Source organism: Micromonospora chersina, from assembly GCF_900091475.1.
Classification (GTDB): domain Bacteria; phylum Actinomycetota; class Actinomycetes; order Mycobacteriales; family Micromonosporaceae; genus Micromonospora; species Micromonospora chersina.
In genome coordinates this window covers 6,477,881-6,493,922 of sequence record NZ_FMIB01000002.1, presented here as the reverse complement: position 1 = coordinate 6,493,922, position 16,042 = coordinate 6,477,881, and the positions used below count along the sequence as shown (strand labels likewise).

At 73.1% G+C, this 16,042-nt stretch carries 13 protein-coding genes; 4 read left to right on the top strand and 9 right to left on the bottom strand.

Annotated elements, in window-relative coordinates:
- Positions 1-38 precede the first annotated feature (38 nt).
- The 3 genes from GA0070603_RS30220 to GA0070603_RS30210 form a co-directional block, all read right to left on the bottom strand.
- On the bottom strand, positions 39-461 hold the full coding sequence (locus GA0070603_RS30220) for a roadblock/LC7 domain-containing protein (RefSeq protein ID WP_013287300.1): 423 nt from the start codon (positions 459-461) through the stop codon (positions 39-41).
- Positions 458-2,956: a sensor histidine kinase gene (locus GA0070603_RS30215; RefSeq protein WP_244282654.1), complete on the bottom strand. Its 2,499-nt coding sequence runs from the start codon at positions 2,954-2,956 to the stop codon at positions 458-460. Before GA0070603_RS30215 ends, GA0070603_RS30220 begins: the two co-directional genes overlap by 4 nt.
- Positions 2,957-3,182: 226 nt before the next feature.
- A complete protein-coding gene (locus tag GA0070603_RS30210; RefSeq protein WP_091321040.1) occupies positions 3,183-4,586 on the bottom strand; it encodes an FGGY family carbohydrate kinase in 1,404 nt (467 codons plus the stop codon).
- A gap of 260 nt (positions 4,587-4,846) precedes the next feature.
- Here GA0070603_RS30210 and GA0070603_RS30205 point away from each other — a divergent pair, with 260 nt between their 5' ends.
- Positions 4,847-6,766 (top strand): chorismate-binding protein, encoded by a 1,920-nt coding sequence (locus GA0070603_RS30205; protein ID WP_091321038.1) that lies wholly within the window; start codon positions 4,847-4,849, stop codon positions 6,764-6,766.
- Between the two features lie 70 nt (positions 6,767-6,836).
- Here the strand turns inward: GA0070603_RS30205 and wrbA are convergent, their stop codons facing one another.
- Complete coding sequence (wrbA, locus tag GA0070603_RS30200) at positions 6,837-7,454, bottom strand: NAD(P)H:quinone oxidoreductase (protein ID WP_091321036.1); 618 nt, start codon at positions 7,452-7,454, stop codon at positions 6,837-6,839.
- A gap of 293 nt (positions 7,455-7,747) precedes the next feature.
- Positions 7,748-8,128, bottom strand: a complete 381-nt coding sequence (locus tag GA0070603_RS30195) for a DUF4190 domain-containing protein (protein WP_091321034.1) — start codon at positions 8,126-8,128, stop codon at positions 7,748-7,750.
- A gap of 189 nt (positions 8,129-8,317) precedes the next feature.
- Between GA0070603_RS30195 and GA0070603_RS30190 the strand changes: the two genes are divergently transcribed.
- The 3 genes from GA0070603_RS30190 (at position 8,318) to GA0070603_RS30180 (ending at position 11,585) form a co-directional block, all read left to right on the top strand.
- Positions 8,318-9,052 (top strand): YsnF/AvaK domain-containing protein, encoded by a 735-nt coding sequence (locus GA0070603_RS30190; RefSeq protein ID WP_167544608.1) that lies wholly within the window; start codon positions 8,318-8,320, stop codon positions 9,050-9,052.
- A 181-nt stretch (positions 9,053-9,233) separates the two neighbouring features.
- On the top strand, positions 9,234-10,466 hold the full coding sequence (locus GA0070603_RS30185; RefSeq protein WP_091321030.1) for a zinc ribbon domain-containing protein: 1,233 nt from the start codon (positions 9,234-9,236) through the stop codon (positions 10,464-10,466).
- A gap of 15 nt (positions 10,467-10,481) precedes the next feature.
- The gene (locus GA0070603_RS30180; protein WP_091321028.1) at positions 10,482-11,585 is read left to right on the top strand and encodes a winged helix DNA-binding domain-containing protein; all 1,104 of its coding nucleotides are present in this window, start codon (positions 10,482-10,484) and stop codon (positions 11,583-11,585) included.
- Between the two features lie 50 nt (positions 11,586-11,635).
- Here GA0070603_RS30180 and GA0070603_RS30175 read toward each other — a convergent pair whose 3' ends face one another.
- From GA0070603_RS30175 to GA0070603_RS30160, 4 genes are read right to left on the bottom strand one after another with little or no spacing between them, the layout of a single operon-like run.
- Entirely contained in the window at positions 11,636-12,844 is a 1,209-nt protein-coding gene (locus GA0070603_RS30175) for an ABC transporter ATP-binding protein (protein ID WP_091321026.1), read from the bottom strand.
- Between the two features lie 11 nt (positions 12,845-12,855).
- The gene (locus GA0070603_RS30170; RefSeq protein WP_091321024.1) at positions 12,856-13,692 is read right to left on the bottom strand and encodes a carbohydrate ABC transporter permease; all 837 of its coding nucleotides are present in this window, start codon (positions 13,690-13,692) and stop codon (positions 12,856-12,858) included.
- A 1-nt stretch (position 13,693) separates the two neighbouring features.
- Complete coding sequence (locus tag GA0070603_RS30165) at positions 13,694-14,689, bottom strand: carbohydrate ABC transporter permease (RefSeq protein ID WP_091321022.1); 996 nt, start codon at positions 14,687-14,689, stop codon at positions 13,694-13,696.
- Positions 14,686-15,972, bottom strand: a complete 1,287-nt coding sequence (locus GA0070603_RS30160; RefSeq protein WP_091321020.1) for an ABC transporter substrate-binding protein — start codon at positions 15,970-15,972, stop codon at positions 14,686-14,688. Before GA0070603_RS30160 ends, GA0070603_RS30165 begins: the two co-directional genes overlap by 4 nt.
- Between the last annotated feature and the right edge of the window lie 70 nt (positions 15,973-16,042).

Sequence of the window (16,042 nt, the reverse complement as noted above, 5' to 3'; positions counted from 1 at the left end):
GGCCGGCGTCGCGCCGGCCGGGCCTGACCTGCCCACCCTCAGCGGGGCAGGGCCTGCTGGAGTTCCGCCCGCAGCGCCGGGGTGAGCATCTCGCCGGCCTGCTTGGCCAGCCGCGCCATCTCGTAGCCGACCACGCCGATGTCGGCGTCGGCCCCGGCCAGCGTGGCCAGGATCGAGCCGTCCCGGATCTGCATGACCAGGAAGTAGCCCCGGCCCATCTCGACAACTGTCTGCTTCACGACGTCGCCGTCGAACATCTGCGCCGCGCCGGCCGTGATGCTCATCAGCCCCGAGGTCACCGCGGCCAGCTTGTCCGCGTGGTCGCGGGGCAGGTGCGCGGAGATCGCCACGAGCAGCCCGTCGGAGGAGACCACCACGGCGTGCGCCACCCCGGGCACCCGCTCCGCGAACGCGTTCACCAGCCAGCTCAGGTCCCGTGCCTCCTGGCTCAACGTCGTCACTGTCGTCGTCCTCCTTCATCGCGCGGCAGGTAGATCTCGGTGGTCTCCTCGGCCTCGGCCCGCCGTACCCCGTTGTAGTAGCGGGACAGCATGCCGCCGACCGCCTCCGGGTCCGGCTCGTGACGCGCGGACCGGTTCGGGCCGGCGGGCCGGGTGACCGCCGTGAGCTGGGCCATCGGTACGCGTACCGGCAGGCCCCGCTCGTTGGTGCCTCCGGTGACCGGCGTCGTGGCGGGCGCTGGTGTCACACCGAGCACCGCGGACGACGGGCCCTGGCGGCTGAACCAGCCACCGCCGGCCGGCGACCCGGCCGCCGGGGCGAGCACGTCCTCGGCCCGGCCCGGCACCGGGCGCGGCCTCGGCACGGCCGCCCCGCCCGCTTCCGGCGCCACGCCCGGCGGCGGCTCCGCGGCGGGCGACGTCACGCCCAGCGGCAGCCCCGTCAGCGGCGACACGGGCAGCTCCCCCGGCGCGGCCAGCGGGCGGCGGCCGGCCACCGGCAGCTCGGCGGTCGCCGCGCGGAGCGGGCCGGCGTCGGGCGCCAACCGGGACGCCGCGGCCACCTGGCTGGTCAGCATCCGCGGCGCGGCGGGCTGGTCCAGCGCGGCCGGGGGCGCGGCGGCCAGCAGCTCGGCCGGGATCCGCACCCGGGCCACCAGGCCCTCCTGGCCGCCCCGCAGCCGCACCCGCACGCCGTGCCGCGCGCCCAGGTGGCTCACCACGAACAGGCCCATCCGCTCGGAGGCGGCCACGTCGGCCGCCGGCGGCTCGGCCAGCACCGCGTTCGCCTCGGCCAGCGCGGCCGGGCTCATCCCCAGCCCCTCGTCGATGATCTCCACGTACGCGCCCGGGCCCTCGGCCCCGGCTACCACCCGCACCACCGTGTCCGGCCGGGAGAAGGCGGTGGCGTTCTCCAGCAGCTCGGCGAAGAGGTGCACCAGGTCGCCCACGGCGTGCCCGACGACGTGCAGGTCGGAGCGGGAGTCGTGGCGTACCCGCTGGTACTGCTCGATCTCGGCGCTGGCCGCGAGCAGCACCGCGCCGAGGCCGACCGGCCGGTTCCACCGCCGGCTGGACTCGGTGCCGGCGAGCACCAGCAGGCTCTCGTCGTTGCGGCGCATGCGGGCGGCGAGGTGGTCGAGCTTGAACAGGTTCTCCAGCTGGTCCGGGTCGCTCTCCTCGCGTTCCAGCTCGTCGAGGAGTTCCAGCTGCCGCTCCACCAGCACCTGGCTGCGCCGGGCCAGGTTGACGAACATGGCGTTGACGTTGCGCCGCATCATCGCCTGCTCGACCGCCACGTCGACGGCGCTGCGGTGCACCGCCACGAACGCCTCGGCCAGCTCGCCGATCTCGTCCTGCGAGTCGACCACCGCCGGCGGCACGTCGATCGCGCCCACCGGGCGGTCCACCGCGCGCAGCCGGTCCAGGGTGTGCGGCAGCTCCACCTGCGCGATCCGCAGCGCCTGGCCGCGCAGCAGCCGCATCGAGCGGGCCACCGAGCGGCCGACCAGCAGCGAGATCAGCACCGCCACCAGGAGCACGCCGACGATGCCGCCGACCACCAGCAGGGTGTCCCGCAGCTGCCGGGCGCTGGCGTCGTCGGCCTGGCGTACGGCGTCGTCGAGGACCTCGCTCTCCAGCTGGCGGAGCAGCTCCTGCCGCTGCTCGCTGGCCGCCCACCACTGCGTCGCGGGCAGCAGCGCCGGCTCGGCGGTGCCGCTGGGCAGGGTCTGCTCCTCCAGCCGGGCGGCCGAGACGAACGCCGGGTCCACCGAGGTCTGGTCGTAGCGGCGGACCTGGTCGGCGGTCGCCGCCACCCGGAACGCGCCCAGCGCGGTGAGCTGCTGGGCCCGCAGGTCGGTCAGGGAGACCTGGTCGTCCACCTCGTACCGGCCGGCCCGGGCGGCGGCGTACAGCTCGGCGCGGATCCGCGAGGACAGCTCCTTGACCCGGGAGAGCTGCACGTAGCGCAGCACCGCGTTGGTCAGCGCCCGCTGGTCGTCGCCGGGCGACGGCTCGGCCAGCAGCTTGAGCAGGGCCGCGATGGCCCGGTGGTAGTTGCTCAGCACGGTGTCGCTGGAGAGCACGGCCGGCGGCACGGCGGCGCGGATGTAGACGACCTGGTCGTACGCCTCCAACACCTCGGAATAGGCCACCCGCCAGGCGGCGCCGGCGTCGGCGAGGGGCTCGGCCGCGGCACGCAGCTCGGTCATCGCCCGGTCGGACGCGTCCTGGAGCGGCTTGAGCGCGGCGACCGCGGCGTCCCGGTCGGCGCCGCGGCCGGCCTTGCGCAGCGCGGCCAGCTCACCGGCGGAGCGGTCCCGCTCCTGCTGGAGGCGGTCCACCACGGTGCTGATCTGCCGCCCGATGCCGACCTGCTGGGCGAAGTCGCTCAGCGCGGTGGTCTGCCCCACCAGCCCGCGGGTCTGCACCCCGGCGAGCACCAGGAACGCCACCGAGGGCAGCACCAGCACGGTGGCGAGCTTGGTACGCATCCGCCAGTCCCGCAACCGGAAGCGCGAGCGCCGCCGGTGCGGTGCCACCCGGTCCTCGGACGGGCTCCGGCGCGGCTGCGACGCCGTATCGCGAGCCGGGTCGGGACCTGCGCCCACACGATCCTCCTAGGTCCCACCTCGGCTCCACCGGGACGGGGAGCGGAAGTCCATCCAACCAGGCCGGCGGGCGGTGTCAAACGCTCGGCCGGCCGCACGACCAGGAAGGTCAGCGCGGTGGGCGGGAGCCTACGGTGTTCGGCGCATTCCGGTCGTCCGTCCGGCCGATGCCGGCCACGTGCGCCGCCTCGGCGACCCGGCCGAGGGCCACCAGCGCGGCCCCGGTGGCCCCGATCTCCGGGTTGCGCTGGTAGCGCACCACGCGCGGGGCCAGCGCGTCGACGAACGCCGCCCGCCACCAGGCCGAGGCGGCCATCGCGCCGCCGCCCAGCACCACCTCGGTCGGCCCGTCCGCGCCCGCCTCGACGAGGGCCAGGTCGTCGGCCATCAGCCGGCACAGCTCGGTCATCAGCACGGCGAGGATGTCGACAGCTGTGGTGCCGAAGCTCAGGCCGCGCAGCTCTCCGGAGCCGGCCGGGGCGACGCCGGGTGGCCGGTCCCCGCCGAGCCGTGGGTTCGCGCGCAGGGCCAGCTTCGCGCCGGCCCGGGTCAGCGCGCCCTCCAGGTCGGTGGCGGGCGGCAGCCGCAGCTCGCGGGACGCCCAGGCGAAGAGGTTCCCGCCGCTGGAGTACGCCGCCCCGGTGACCACGTGCTCGTGGTCGACCCGGTAGCGCCAGAGCTGCTCGGGCAGGGGCGGCAGCGGCGCGCCGGCCGGCACCGCCTGGATGAGGCGTACCGCGGCGGAGGTGCCGACGGTGACCGCGGCGCGGGACGTGTCGACGCAGCCGGAGCCCACGTTTGATGCCGCGCCGTCGCCGACCGGGGCGGCCCAGCGGGCGTCGGTGAGCTGCGGCCAGCGCTGGGCGTGCTCGACGCGGAGCCGGCCGCGCCACCGCTGCGGGGCCAGCGCCGGAAGGTCCTCGGGGCGTACGCCGGCCAGCTCGCACGCCTCGGCGTCCCATTCGAGCCGGCGCAGGTCGAGCAGCCCGGTGCCGGAGGCCATCGACACGGACATCGGCGCCTCGTCGAGCAGCACGCCGAGGACGTACTCGACCAGACCGCCGAAGCGGGCGACCGGGCTGCCGCAGTGCGCCCGCAGCCAGGGCAGCCGCATGGTCCAGTAGCAGCGGTGCCACCAGGCGCCGGTGCGCTCGTGGAAGGCGTCCGGATCGGCCGGGCCGGCGGCACCGGCGGGGGCCTCCGGCCGGGTGTCCATCCAGGTGAGCACCGGGCCGAGCGGCGCGCCGTCGGCGCCCAGCGGCAGCACCGAGTGCCACTGCGCGGAGGTGGCCACCAGCTCCACGTCGCGGAGGTGCCCGGCGGCGGCCAGCTCGTCCAGGCACTCCGCGAGGCAGGCGAGGTAGCGGGGGCCGTCCAGCGTGCCGCTGCCGTCGTCGCCGGTCACCAGGTGCACCTTGCGGCGGGCCAGCGCGCCGGGGCGTGGGACGGCGTTCGCGTCCAGCACGAGCCCGCGCACCGAGGAGGTGCCCAGGTCCAGAGCGAGAATGTCCATCGCGGGTCAACCTACCCGCCGGGAGCGGCGCCGAAGCCAAGATCCGTCGCCCCGGCCCGGCGATCGGGTTCCCCGGCGCGGCCCGCTCGCGTACAGTGATCGCCATGCCCGCGCACCTGTCCTGCTGGTGGCCCGCCGACCCGGCGGCCCACTCCCGCGCGTAGCTTCCCCACGCGGCCGCCCCACGAGGCGGCCGCCGGTCTCTCCCCGGCATCCCGGGGCCGCCTCACCGGCGGCCTCCGGCCCACCGAGGAGACCTCATGACCAGCCCGCACGACCCGCTCGCCGCCGTCGCGGCCGGCCGCGACCCCGGCCCGTTCGCGCTCGTCCGCCGCGAGGGCGCCGACCACGTCGACCTGTTCGCCGGCACGGTACGCACCGTGGACCGGCTGGCCGGGATCCCGCTGCCCGACGACGCCCCCGGGCCGCGCACGCTGGCCCTGGTCCCCTACCGGCAGATCGCCGAGCGCGGCTTCGCCTGCGTGGACGACGGCCTGCCGCTGGAGTGCCTGGTGATCGCCGAACACCGGCGGCTCCCGCTCGACGAGGTGCTGGCCGCCCTGCCCGACGCGCCGGTGGTGACCCGCGACGCCGCCTTCGACATCTCCGACGCCGAGTACGCGGACACCGTGGGCCGGGTGCTGACCGACGAGATCGGCCGGGGCGAGGGCGCCAACTTCGTCATCCACCGCACCCTGCGGGCCGCCGTGGAGGGCCCGCCGCTGGTGGCCGCCCTGGCCGCGCTGCGTCGGCTGCTGCTGCGCGAGCGGGGCGCGTACTGGACGTTCGTGGTGCACACCGGCACCCGGATCCTGGTCGGGGCGAGCCCGGAACGGCACGTGAGCGTGGACGACGGCCTGGTCATGATGAACCCGATCAGCGGCACCTTCCGGCACACGGGCGCGGCGGCCGACCGGGAGGAGCTGCTGCGCTTCCTCGACGACCCGAAGGAGGTCGAGGAGCTGTACATGGTGCTCGACGAGGAGCTGAAGATGATGGCCACCGTCGCCGAGCACGGCGGCCAGGTGGTCGGGCCGTACCTGAAGGAGATGGCGCACCTCGCGCACACCGAGTACCTGCTGGCCGGGCGGGGTTCGCTGGACATCCGGGAGGTGCTGCGGGAGACGATGTTCGCGCCGACGGTCACCGGCAGTCCCATGGAGAACGCCTGCCGGGTGATCGCCCGCCACGAGCGGACCGGCCGGCGCTACTACGCCGGGGTGCTCGCCCTGCTGGGCCGCGACGACCAGGGCCGGCAGACCCTCGACGCGCCGATCCTCATCCGCACCGCCGAGATCTCCCCCGCCGGTGAGCTGCGGGTGCCGGTCGGGGCCACCCTGGTCCGGCACTCCACCGCCGCCGGCGAGGTGGCCGAGACGCACGCCAAGGCGGCCGGGGTGCTGGCCGCGCTCGGCCTCGGCCCGGACGCCCCGGCCCGCGACGCGGGACCCACGCTCCGGTACGCCGACGACCCCGAGGTGCGCGCCGCGCTGGCCGCCCGCAACACCCCCCTCGCCCGGTTCTGGCTGGACCAGCGCGTCCCGGGAGCCACCACGCTGCCCGGGCTGGCCGGCCGGCGGGCGCTGATCGTGGACGGTGAGGACACCTTCACGGGGATGCTCGCCCACCAGCTCGGCGCGCTCGGACTGGCAGTGACGCGGCGGGACTGGCACCGGGCCGGCCCGGTCGACGGGTACGACCTCGTGGTGGTGGGTCCCGGCCCGGGCGACCCGAACGACCTCGCCGAGCCGAAGATGGCGAGCATGCGGGCCCTGCTGGCCGGGCTGCTCGCGGCCGGGCGCCCGACCCTGGCGGTCTGCCTCGGCCACCAGCTCCTGGCCGGGCTGCTCGGGCTGCCCCTGCACCGCCGCGACGCGCCCTACCAGGGGCTGCCGCGGGACGTGCCGGTGTTCGGGACGACCCGCCGGGTCGGCTTCTACTCCAGCTTCACGGCCCGGGCCGACGCGGACCGGGTCGCCACCGGGTACGGCACGGTGGAGCTGTCCCGGGACCCCGCGGACGGGGCGGTGCACGCGCTGCGGGGGCCGGGCTTCGCCGGGGTGCAGTTCCACCCGGAGTCGGTGCTCAGCCGCGACGGCATGGCGGTCCTGGCGGACCTGCTCGGGCACCTGCTGGCCCATCCCGCGCTGACCGGGCATGGACCGGCCGATCGGGGGTAGGGCGAGAGGCGACCGGTGGTGGGACGAGTCGAGAGCCCTCGTTCCGCCGCCGGTCGCCACGGGCCCGGGGTCAGCCGGCCAGGCCCTTCTTGAGCGCGGCGCCCATCTGCACGGCCCGCTTGGCGGTGAGGGCCGTGGCGCCCAGGGCCACGTGGTCCGGGGGGTTCTCGCCGTTGTTGCTGGTGTGCGAGGCGCCGTACGGGTTGCCGGCGACGAACTGGCTGGGATCGGTGTAACCGGGGGTCACCACGATGCCGCCCCAGTGGTAGAAGACCGTGTACAGCGACAGCAGTGTCGCCTCCTGGCCGCCGTGCAACGTGGCGGTCGAGGTGAAGCCGGTGTAGACCTTGTTCGCCAGCGCGCCCTGGGCCCACAGCGGGCCGGTGGTGTCGATGAACTGCTTGAGCTGGGCGGCGATCATGCCGTACCGGGTCGGTGAGCCCATGATGACGACGTCGGCCCAGGAGAGGTCGTCCGGCTGCGCCTCCATCACATCCTGGGTCTCCAGGCGGTGCGCCTGCCAGCCCGAGTTTGAGCGGATCGCCTCGTCCGGCGCCAGCTCACGCACCTTGCGCAGGCGTACCTCGGCGCCCGCCTCGCCGGCGGCCTCGACCGCCGCCTGCGCCATCTGGTAGGTGATGCCGGTCGCGCTGTAGTAGATCACCGCGGCCTTGACCTGGCCATCCATCAGACGATTCCTCCTCGGTGTCGGGTCAGCTCCGGCGACTACCCGTTGCTTGCGACGTCAAACGCCGGGCCCACGCGAGTCCCCGCGTCGACCGAGCCGGGTCGATCCCTTGCCGCCGCTCAAGATTTGCGCAAGTTCCGATGGAAACCGCTTCCCCGGGTGCGGGCGCGCGAGGATCCTGATGCCACCGGTGCCGGCGTACCGCCGCCGCCCCCGCACCGGGAACCTGAACGGGGGATCGCGCTCCGCCGGCAACGTGGCTGGCGTAGCGCGATCAGGGGCACCGGCCCGGCTCAGTCGTTGAGCTTGTCCCGCAGGTCGGTCACCCGCTTCTCCAGCCGGTCCACCGCCGCCTCGTTGTTGATGAACGTGCTGATGCCGGCGGCGAGCGCCAGCCCGATCAGCACCGCCAGGGCGCTGAGCACCAGGCCGCCGATCGCCACCCCGCGCCCGGTCACGCCGGGGCGCCGGGCCATCCGCAGCCCGACGATGGCCAGGATGACCCCGATGATCCCCAGCAGCAGCCCGACCGAGGCCAGGATCGCGGTGAGCACGCTGAGCAGGGCCGCCACGCCGAAGACCAGCGAGAAGGTGGCCGCAGCGCTGGTCTTCGCCCCGCCCGCCGGTCTCGCGGGCCGGGCGGCGCCTCGCATGGGTTCACTGGACGCTGTCATTCCCCCACACCTCCCATTCCTCGCATCGGTTCCCGGCGGCGCATCCCCGTTCCCGGGGCGCTCATGCCTCGCAACCCGGGTCGTTACCGGCACCGCTGCTGCTCCTCCTCCTGTTCGTCCAGATTTCGGGGAATGCCGGGCCCGCCGCCGGGGACTCGGGTGGTGACCCACGAGAAGGAAGGACGAATCATGCGACTGACGGAGCAGCAGGTCCGCTCGCTGTACGGGCAGGACGTCCAGGACCGCTCGGGTGCGAAGATCGGCAGCGTGGGCCAGGTCTGGGCCGATCCCAGCGGCGAGGCGACCTGGGTCAGCGTGAAGACCGGAGTGATGGGCCACCACGAGTCGATGGCTCCGCTCGACGCGGCCCGGATGCAGCAGGACGGACGCCTCCAGGTGCAGTACGACAAGGCGACCGTACGCAGCGCGCCGAGCGTGGAGACCGGCACCAACCAGCCGCTCAGCACCGAGCAGCTCGCCCAGCTCTACCGGCACTACCAGATCGGGGAGCAGGCCGGGCCGCCGCCGAAGCAGAAGCAGCAGGCGGGCGGGCCGGAGATGGTCCGCTCGGAGGAACGGCTGCGGGTCGGCACCGAGAGCGAGCCGGCCGGCGCCGCGCGGCTGAGCAAGCGCGTGGTCACGGAGAACGTCCAGACCTCCGTGCCGGTCGAGCACGACGAGGTGACAGTGGTCCACGAGCCGATCCTCGACGCCGACCGGGCCAACGTCCGGGCCGGCATCGGCGAGGAGCAGCGCGAGATGGAGCTTCGCGCCGAGCGCCCGGTGGTCGCCAAGGAGCAGGTCCCGGTCGAGCGGGTCCGGCTGAACAAGGACGAGATCGTCGAGGAGCAGCCGGTCAACGCGCAGGTCCGCCGGGAGCTGGTGGACGCCGACGTGCCGGAGCGGGCACGCCGCAACCGCTGACGCGACGACACATCCCGGGCGGGTGGGCCACGGCCCGCCCGTCCGGTCGTCCGTCCCGCCGAAAGCGTCACACCGCCGACCTATGCTGACCGTCCACGTCGACGGGAGCAGATGCTAGTGGCTACTTCCCTTCCTAGCCCCCCTATCTTGAAGAGGCGGACTTGACCATGGAGGGTGACCGGTGAAGGTCACCCGGATCGCCTACTCGGTCCGACTGAATCCGGGCAAATACGCTGCCCTGGCGGAGCAGGCCCGACGGTTGGGTCGGGTGCGCAGCGAGGTGTGGCAGCGCTACGGCTCGGTCGCCGGGGTCGGATCTGGGTTGACAGACCGGCGGGTGCGGGACCGGTGGCTGGCCGACGGCACACATGTGCACTTCGCCGTGCTGGCGAATGCGTGGAAGGAAACCGTCCGCGACGCCATGGCCGACATCGCCGCGAACCTGGCGGCGGCCAAGGTCGCCGTCCGGCGGGCGATCAACCGACGTACCAACGATCCGGCCGAGCGTAAGCGGATGTTCACGGCGTTGAAGGCTGACGATTGGGCCAGTGACCCGTTCCTCGCCCGGCAGATGCGCAAGCACTGGAAGCGGGGCTTCAACCGCACGCACGATCAGATCGTCGTGCGCGCCGACAAATACCACACCGCCGTCGATGGCCGGGGACGGTTGTGGCTGGCGATCCCCGGTCTCGAGCCCCGCAAGCTGATCAGGATCCCACTGAGCACGACGGTCGCCCCGACCGGGACGCTGCGCCTGATCCTGCGCGGCGGCCGGGTCGAGGTCCACCACCGCTCAATCGCCAACACCGCCGCCCTGCGTGGGGACCACGCGAAAGCGCACCGGGTCAAGGCCAACAACCTCGGCATCGTGAAGCGGGAACGGCAGGCGGCCCGGCACCGGGCACGGGTGCGCACGGAGATCTTCACCGCGGTGCACGAGGTAGTGGACAAGGCCGCCACCGTGATCGCCGAAGACCTCACCAAACGCTTCACCGGCCGCAAACAGCTTCCTAAAAACATCAACCGGCGTCTCGCAGCGTGGACCAAAGGAGTCACCGCCGAGGCTCTGAAGAACGTGTCGGAGCGCAGAGGTTCTGCGCTCGTGCACGTCAACGCCGCCTACACCTCACAAGCCTGTCATCGCTGCGGCCGGTTCGGCCGCCGCGGCGGGGACCGGTTTCACTGCACCTCGTGCGGGGTGGTGTGGCAGGCCGACGTGAACGCCGCGATCAACATCCTGCAGCGAGCCGGCGACCCCGACATCGCCCTGCACACCCCACACCACAAGGTGAAGCAGATCCTGCAGGACAGGACCGATCGCCACCGGACCAGACTGCCGGTCCAGGACTCCAGCCCAGCCACCACCGGGCGGAGAGCGAACTACCCGAACCGCTCAACTGTGAGCGACAAGTAGGAAGCAGGCCGCCTCGTGACCGTACGTCTCACCGGCGCCGAGGCGCTGGCGCTGCGGATGACCAGCCTGCTGCTGCGCCCGCACCCGACCGCGCGCCCGGAGAGCGTCGCCGAGGTGGTCGAGTGGTTCGGGGCCATGCAGGCCCAGGACGCGGCGAGCGGCCTCTGGTCGCTCGGCGTACGCCTGCCCGGCCGCACCCAGGACGACGTGCGCGCGGCCCTGGAGCGGCGCGAGGCGCTGCGCACCTGGCCGATGCGGGGCACCGTGCACCTGGTGCCGCCCCGGGACGCGCGGTGGATGCTGGCGGTGACCGGCGTGCGGGTGCTGGCCGGCGCGACCACCCGGCGGGCCCAGCTCGGCCTGACCGAGGCCGACGCGGACCGCGCCGCCGACGTGCTGGGCGAGGCCCTCGCGGGCGGGGGCCGGCTCACCCGGGCCGAGTGCCTGGCCACGCTGCGCGCCGCCGGCCTGGACATCGGCGGCCAGCGCGGCTACCACCTGCTCTGGTACGCCAGCCAGCGCGGCGTCACCTGCATCGCCCCGCACGTCGGCACCGAGCAGACCTTCGCGCTGCTGGACGAGTGGGCGCCGGACCCGCGCCGCCCCGAGCGCGACGAGGCGCTGGGCGTGCTGGCCCACCGCTACGTCCGCGGCCACGGCCCGGTGACCCGGCACGATCTGGCCCGGTGGACCGGGCTCACGGTCACCGACGCCACCCGGGGCATCGCGGTGGCCGGCGACGCGCTCGCCCCGGTCGAGGTGGACGGTGTGCCGGCGGTGGTCGACGCCGCCCTGCTCGACGCGCCCCGGGCGCCCGTCGACGACGTGCACACCCTGCCGGGCTTCGACGAGTACCTGCTGGGCTACAAGGACCGCACGCTGATGCTCGACCCGGCGCACGCGAACGCGGTCGTCCCGGGCAACAACGGGATCTTCCAGGCCACGGTGGTGCGCGGCGGCCGCACGGTCGGCATCTGGAAGCGGACCGTGGGCAAGCGGGCGGTCACCGTGACCGTGCGGCAGTTGACGCCGTTCGACGCGGCGCTGCGGGCCCGCGTCGAGTCGGCCCTGACCGGCTACGCCGGTTTCCTCGGGCTGCCGCTGCGGCTGACCTGGTGACCCGCGGCCGGGCCGGTGGGTTGGGCCCACCGGCCCGGACCGGGTGCCGTTCAGTCGGCCAGCGCGCCGGACGCCCGCCCCTCGTGCAGGGTGAGGTTCCGTCCGGTGGACGGGTCGAACAGGTGGATCTTCTCCAGGTTGAACCAGACCCGCCGCGACCCGCCCTCACGCACCGGCGACTCCGCCGACAGCCGGGTGACCAGGCTCGACCCGGTCCCGGTGAAGTCGGCCGCGCCCGCGTCGGCGGCCAGTTCCTCCAGCTCGGCGGCGCTGGCCCGCTCCCCCTCGACGGTGAAGTAGACGTACTTGTCCGAGCCCATCGACTCGACGATGTCGACCGGCGCGTCGAACTCCAGGCCCCGGCGGCGGGTCTCGTCGTCGATGAGCGCGGCGTCCTCGAAGTGCTCGGGGCGGATGCCGAGGATCAGCTCGCGCGGGGCGTCGGCGCCGTCGAGCTGCCGGCGTACCCGGTCCCCGATCGGCACGTCGCCCAGCGCCGTACGCAGGTGACCGTCCTCGACGGCGGCGTGCAGGAAGTTCATCGACGGGGAGCCGATGAAACCGGCGACGAAGAGGTTGCGCGGGTGGTCGTAGAGCTCCTGCGGCGGACCGACCTGCTGCACCGCGCCGCCCCGCATGATCACCACGCGGTCGCCGAGGGTCATGGCCTCGGTCTGGTCGTGGGTCACGTAGACCGTGGTGGTGCCGAGCTGCTTCTGGAGCCGGGACACCACGGTGCGCATCTGCACCCGCAGCTTCGCGTCGAGGTTGGACAGCGGCTCGTCCATGAGGAACGCCTTGGGCTGGCGGACGATCGCCCGGCCCATGGCAACCCGCTGCCGCTGCCCGCCGGACAGGTTGGCCGGCTTGCGGTCCAGCAGCGGGGTCAGCTCCAGGACCTTCGCCGCCTCCTCCACCTTCTGGTGGATGGTCTCCTTGTCCAGCTTGGCCAGCCGCAGCGGGAAGGCCATGTTCTCCCGCACGGTCATGTTCGGGTAGAGCGCGTAGGACTGGAAGACCATGGCGATGTCACGGTCCCGGGGCGCCTTGTCGTTGACCCGCTCCCCCGCGATGCGCAGCTCCCCGGAGCTGATGTCCTCCAGCCCGGCGATCATGTTCAGCGTGGTGGACTTCCCGCACCCCGAGGGGCCGACCAGGATGACGAACTCGCCGTCGGCGATCTCCAGGTCGACGTCCCGCACCGCGGTCGTCCCGTCCGGGAACCGCTTGCTCACCTTGTCCAGCACGATGTCAGCCATGACAACACCACCTATCCCTTGACTGCGCCGGAGGTCAGGCCGGAGACGATGCGGCGCTGGAAGAAGAGCACGAACAGGATGATCGGAATGGTGATCACCACGGCGGCGGCGCAGATCGCCCCGGTGGGGTCCTCGAACTGCGACTCGCCGGTGAAGAACGACAGCGCCACCGGGACCGTACGGGCCCGCTCGGTCGAGGTGAGCGTGATGGCGAAGAGGAAGTCGTTCCAGCAGAAGATGAAGACCAGGATGGCCGTGGTGAACAGGCCCGGCGCGGCCAGCGGGGCGATCACCCGCCGGAACGCCTGGCCCTGGGTGGCGCCGTCCATCTTCGCCGCCTTCTCCAGGTCCCACGGGATCTGCTTGAAGAACGCCGAGAGCGTGTAGATCGCCAGCGGCAGGGCGAAGGTGATGTACGGCAGGATCAGCCCCGGCCAGGTGTCGAAGAGGCCGAGCTGCCGCTCGATCTCGAACAGCGGCGACACCAGCGACACCTGCGGGAACATGGCGATCAGCAGGGACACCCCGACCAGCAGCTTCTTGCCGGGGAAGTCCAGCCGGGAGATCGCGTACGCGGCCATGGCGCCCAGCACCACCGCGATGAGGGTGGCGATCAGCGCGATGCCGATGGAGTTGACCAGGGCCCGGACGAACTGGTCGGTGTCGAAGATCGTCCGGTAGTTGTCCAGCGTCCACTCCCGGGGCCAGAACTTCCCGTCGGTGAGGGTGGCCGGTGTCTTGAACGACAGCGAGGCGATCCAGAGCACGGGGACCAGCGCGAAGACGACGACGATGACGTCCAGCAGGCCCCAGCGCACCTTCGCCCGCGTGGTGGTTTCGACTGCCATGTCAGCGCCTCTCCCCGTCGTCGCTGCCGGGAGCAGCGGTGCCGAACAGCTTCACGAACACGAACGCGATGATCGCCACGGTGAGGAAGATCAGCACCGACATCGTGGAGCCGATGCCGAGGTTCAACCCCCGGATCAGGTTGTTGTAGGCGAGCATCGACACCGACGAGGTCTCGTTGCCGCCGGCGGTGAGCACGAAGATGTTGTCGAACACCCGGAACGCGTCCAGGGTGCGGAACAGCAGGGCGACCAGGATGGCCGGCTTCATCACCGGCAGCATCACCTTGGTGAACCGCTGCCAGGCCGTCGCGCCGTCGGTGGAGGCGGCCTTGAGCAGGTCCTCCGGCACCAGCGCCAGCCCGGCCATGAGCAGCAGCGCCATGAACGGGGTGGTCTTCCAGATCTCGGCCAGCATGATGATCGCCAGCGAGCTGGCCCGCTCGGTCAGCGGGGCGCTGCCGTCGAACAGGTTGGCCAGGTACCCGGTGCCGGGCGTCCAGGCGTACCGCCAGGAGAAGGCGGCGACCACCGTGACGATGCCGTACGGGATGAGCGCCGCGGTGCGGACGATGCCCCGGCCGACAAGCGTCCGGTGCATGATCAGCGCCAGGCCCATGCCGAGCACCAGCTCGACCGCGACGGTGACCACGGTGATCAGCGCGGTCACCCCGAACGCCGTCCACCAGAACTGGTTGGTCAGCACTGTCGCGTAGTTCTCCAGCCCGATGAACTCGCGCTGGTCGGGGAAGCGCAGGTCGAAGCGCTGGAGCGAGAGCCAGACCGAGTAGAGGATCGGGTACGCGGTGACCAGCACCATGACCAGCGCGGCGGGCGCGCAGAGCAGCCAGCCGAGGCGCCGCTCGGCGCGCTTGTTCTCACTCAGCGGCGGCTTCTGCCGGCGGCGGCCCCGCTGGGTCGGCACGGCGGCGTGCCGGCCGGCGGGGCGCTCGGCCTCCGCGGCGACCTCCGCGCCGGCGGGAGTGGCGTTCACGCTCACGGCAGGACCCCCTTCGATTCCAGGGCGTCGGCGATGGCGCCGCGCAGCTCGTCGGCGGTCTGCTCGGGCCGGATGGCCGACGGCGGCGACAGGATCGCCGACATGACCGTGGAGATGCTCTGGTACGCCGGGGTCAGCGGCCGGACCGCCGGCTCCTTCAGCTCCTCCAGGATGGTCTCCTTCATGGGGTACGCCTTGTCCATCTCCGGGTCGGCGTAGACCGACTCGATGGTGGGCGGCACACCGTCGTTGACCGCGGAGAACTTCTGGTGCTCGGCGCTGCGGATGCACTTCGCCGCCTCGAAGGACTCCGTCGGGTGCTTCGAGTAGGCGCTGACCGCCATGTTGACCCCGCCGATGGTGACCTTGCTCGGGGTGTTCGCGTCGACGCCGGGCATCCGCGCCCACTTGACCTTCTTGGCCAGGTCCGGGGCCGCCTCCTGCATCGCCGGGTAGACGAAGGGCCAGTTGACCTCGAAGGCGCCGCCGCCGGACTGGAACTCCAGCCGGACCGGGTCCTCGGTGGCGTTGCTGAACGACGGCGACGTCACGCCCGACGTGGCGAACTTCTTGAGCTGGTCGAGGGCCCGCACCGTGCCCGCGTCCATCACCGCCTTCTTGCCGTCGTCGCTGAGGATCTTCCCGCCCGCGCTCTCGGCCAGGGTGTTGTAGAGGACGACGAGGCCCTCGTACTGGGCGCCCATGGTGAGCACCTGGTACGGCTTGCCCTGCTGCTTGAGCTGCTGGGCGGCGGAGATCATCTCGTCCCAGGTCTTCGGCGGCTCCTGGACCAGGTCGCTGCGGTACCAGAGGAGCTGCACGTTGGTGTTCTTCGGCGCCGCGTAGAGCTTGTCCTCGTAGCGGGCGGTGTCCAGCGGGCCGGCGAGCGTGCCCTGTTCCACCTCGGCCTTGTCCTGGCCGGTCCACTCCCGGATCCAGTCGGCGCTGGCGAACTCCTGGGTCCAGGTGACGTCGAGGCCCAGCACGTCCATCCCGCTGTCCTGCGCCGCGAGCCGCCGCACCATCTGCACGCGCTGGTCGTCGGCCTGCCGCGGCAGCACCCGGTAGGCGATCCGGTACCGCCCCTGCGCCTGCGCGTTGCAGTCGTCGACGACCTTCTGCAGGTTCTGCTCGGGCGGGTAGTACAGGTTGATCGTGGGCGGGCCGCCCTCACCGCCCGATCCGCAGGCGGCCAGCGGGGCCACCAACGCGAGTGCGGCGGCTGCCGCCGCCGCACGCCGGGCCGGCCGCCGCCGTGCGGCCGCGCCGGGGTCCGTCGTCATCGCCCTCCCCCTTTCCTCGGCGAAGAACCGGGGAGTCACCCGTGCCCCGGCGCACGGCGAGACGGTCGGA

Bases quoted from the DNA above. Each gene is read 5' to 3' on its own strand.
- GA0070603_RS30215 (WP_244282654.1), bottom strand. From the start codon at position 2,956: ATGCGTACCAAGCTCGCCACCGTGCTGGTGCTGCCCTCGGTGGCGTTC.
- GA0070603_RS30210 (WP_091321040.1), bottom strand. From the start codon at position 4,586: ATGGACATTCTCGCTCTGGACCTGGGCACCTCCTCGGTGCGCGGGCTC.
- GA0070603_RS30205 (WP_091321038.1), top strand. From the start codon at position 4,847: ATGACCAGCCCGCACGACCCGCTCGCCGCCGTCGCGGCCGGCCGCGAC.
- wrbA (WP_091321036.1), bottom strand. From the start codon at position 7,454: ATGGATGGCCAGGTCAAGGCCGCGGTGATCTACTACAGCGCGACCGGC.
- GA0070603_RS30195 (WP_091321034.1), bottom strand. From the start codon at position 8,128: ATGACAGCGTCCAGTGAACCCATGCGAGGCGCCGCCCGGCCCGCGAGA.
- GA0070603_RS30190 (WP_167544608.1), top strand. From the start codon at position 8,318: ATGCGACTGACGGAGCAGCAGGTCCGCTCGCTGTACGGGCAGGACGTC.
- GA0070603_RS30175 (WP_091321026.1), bottom strand. From the start codon at position 12,844: ATGGCTGACATCGTGCTGGACAAGGTGAGCAAGCGGTTCCCGGACGGG.
- GA0070603_RS30170 (WP_091321024.1), bottom strand. From the start codon at position 13,692: ATGGCAGTCGAAACCACCACGCGGGCGAAGGTGCGCTGGGGCCTGCTG.
- GA0070603_RS30160 (WP_091321020.1), bottom strand. From the start codon at position 15,972: ATGACGACGGACCCCGGCGCGGCCGCACGGCGGCGGCCGGCCCGGCGT.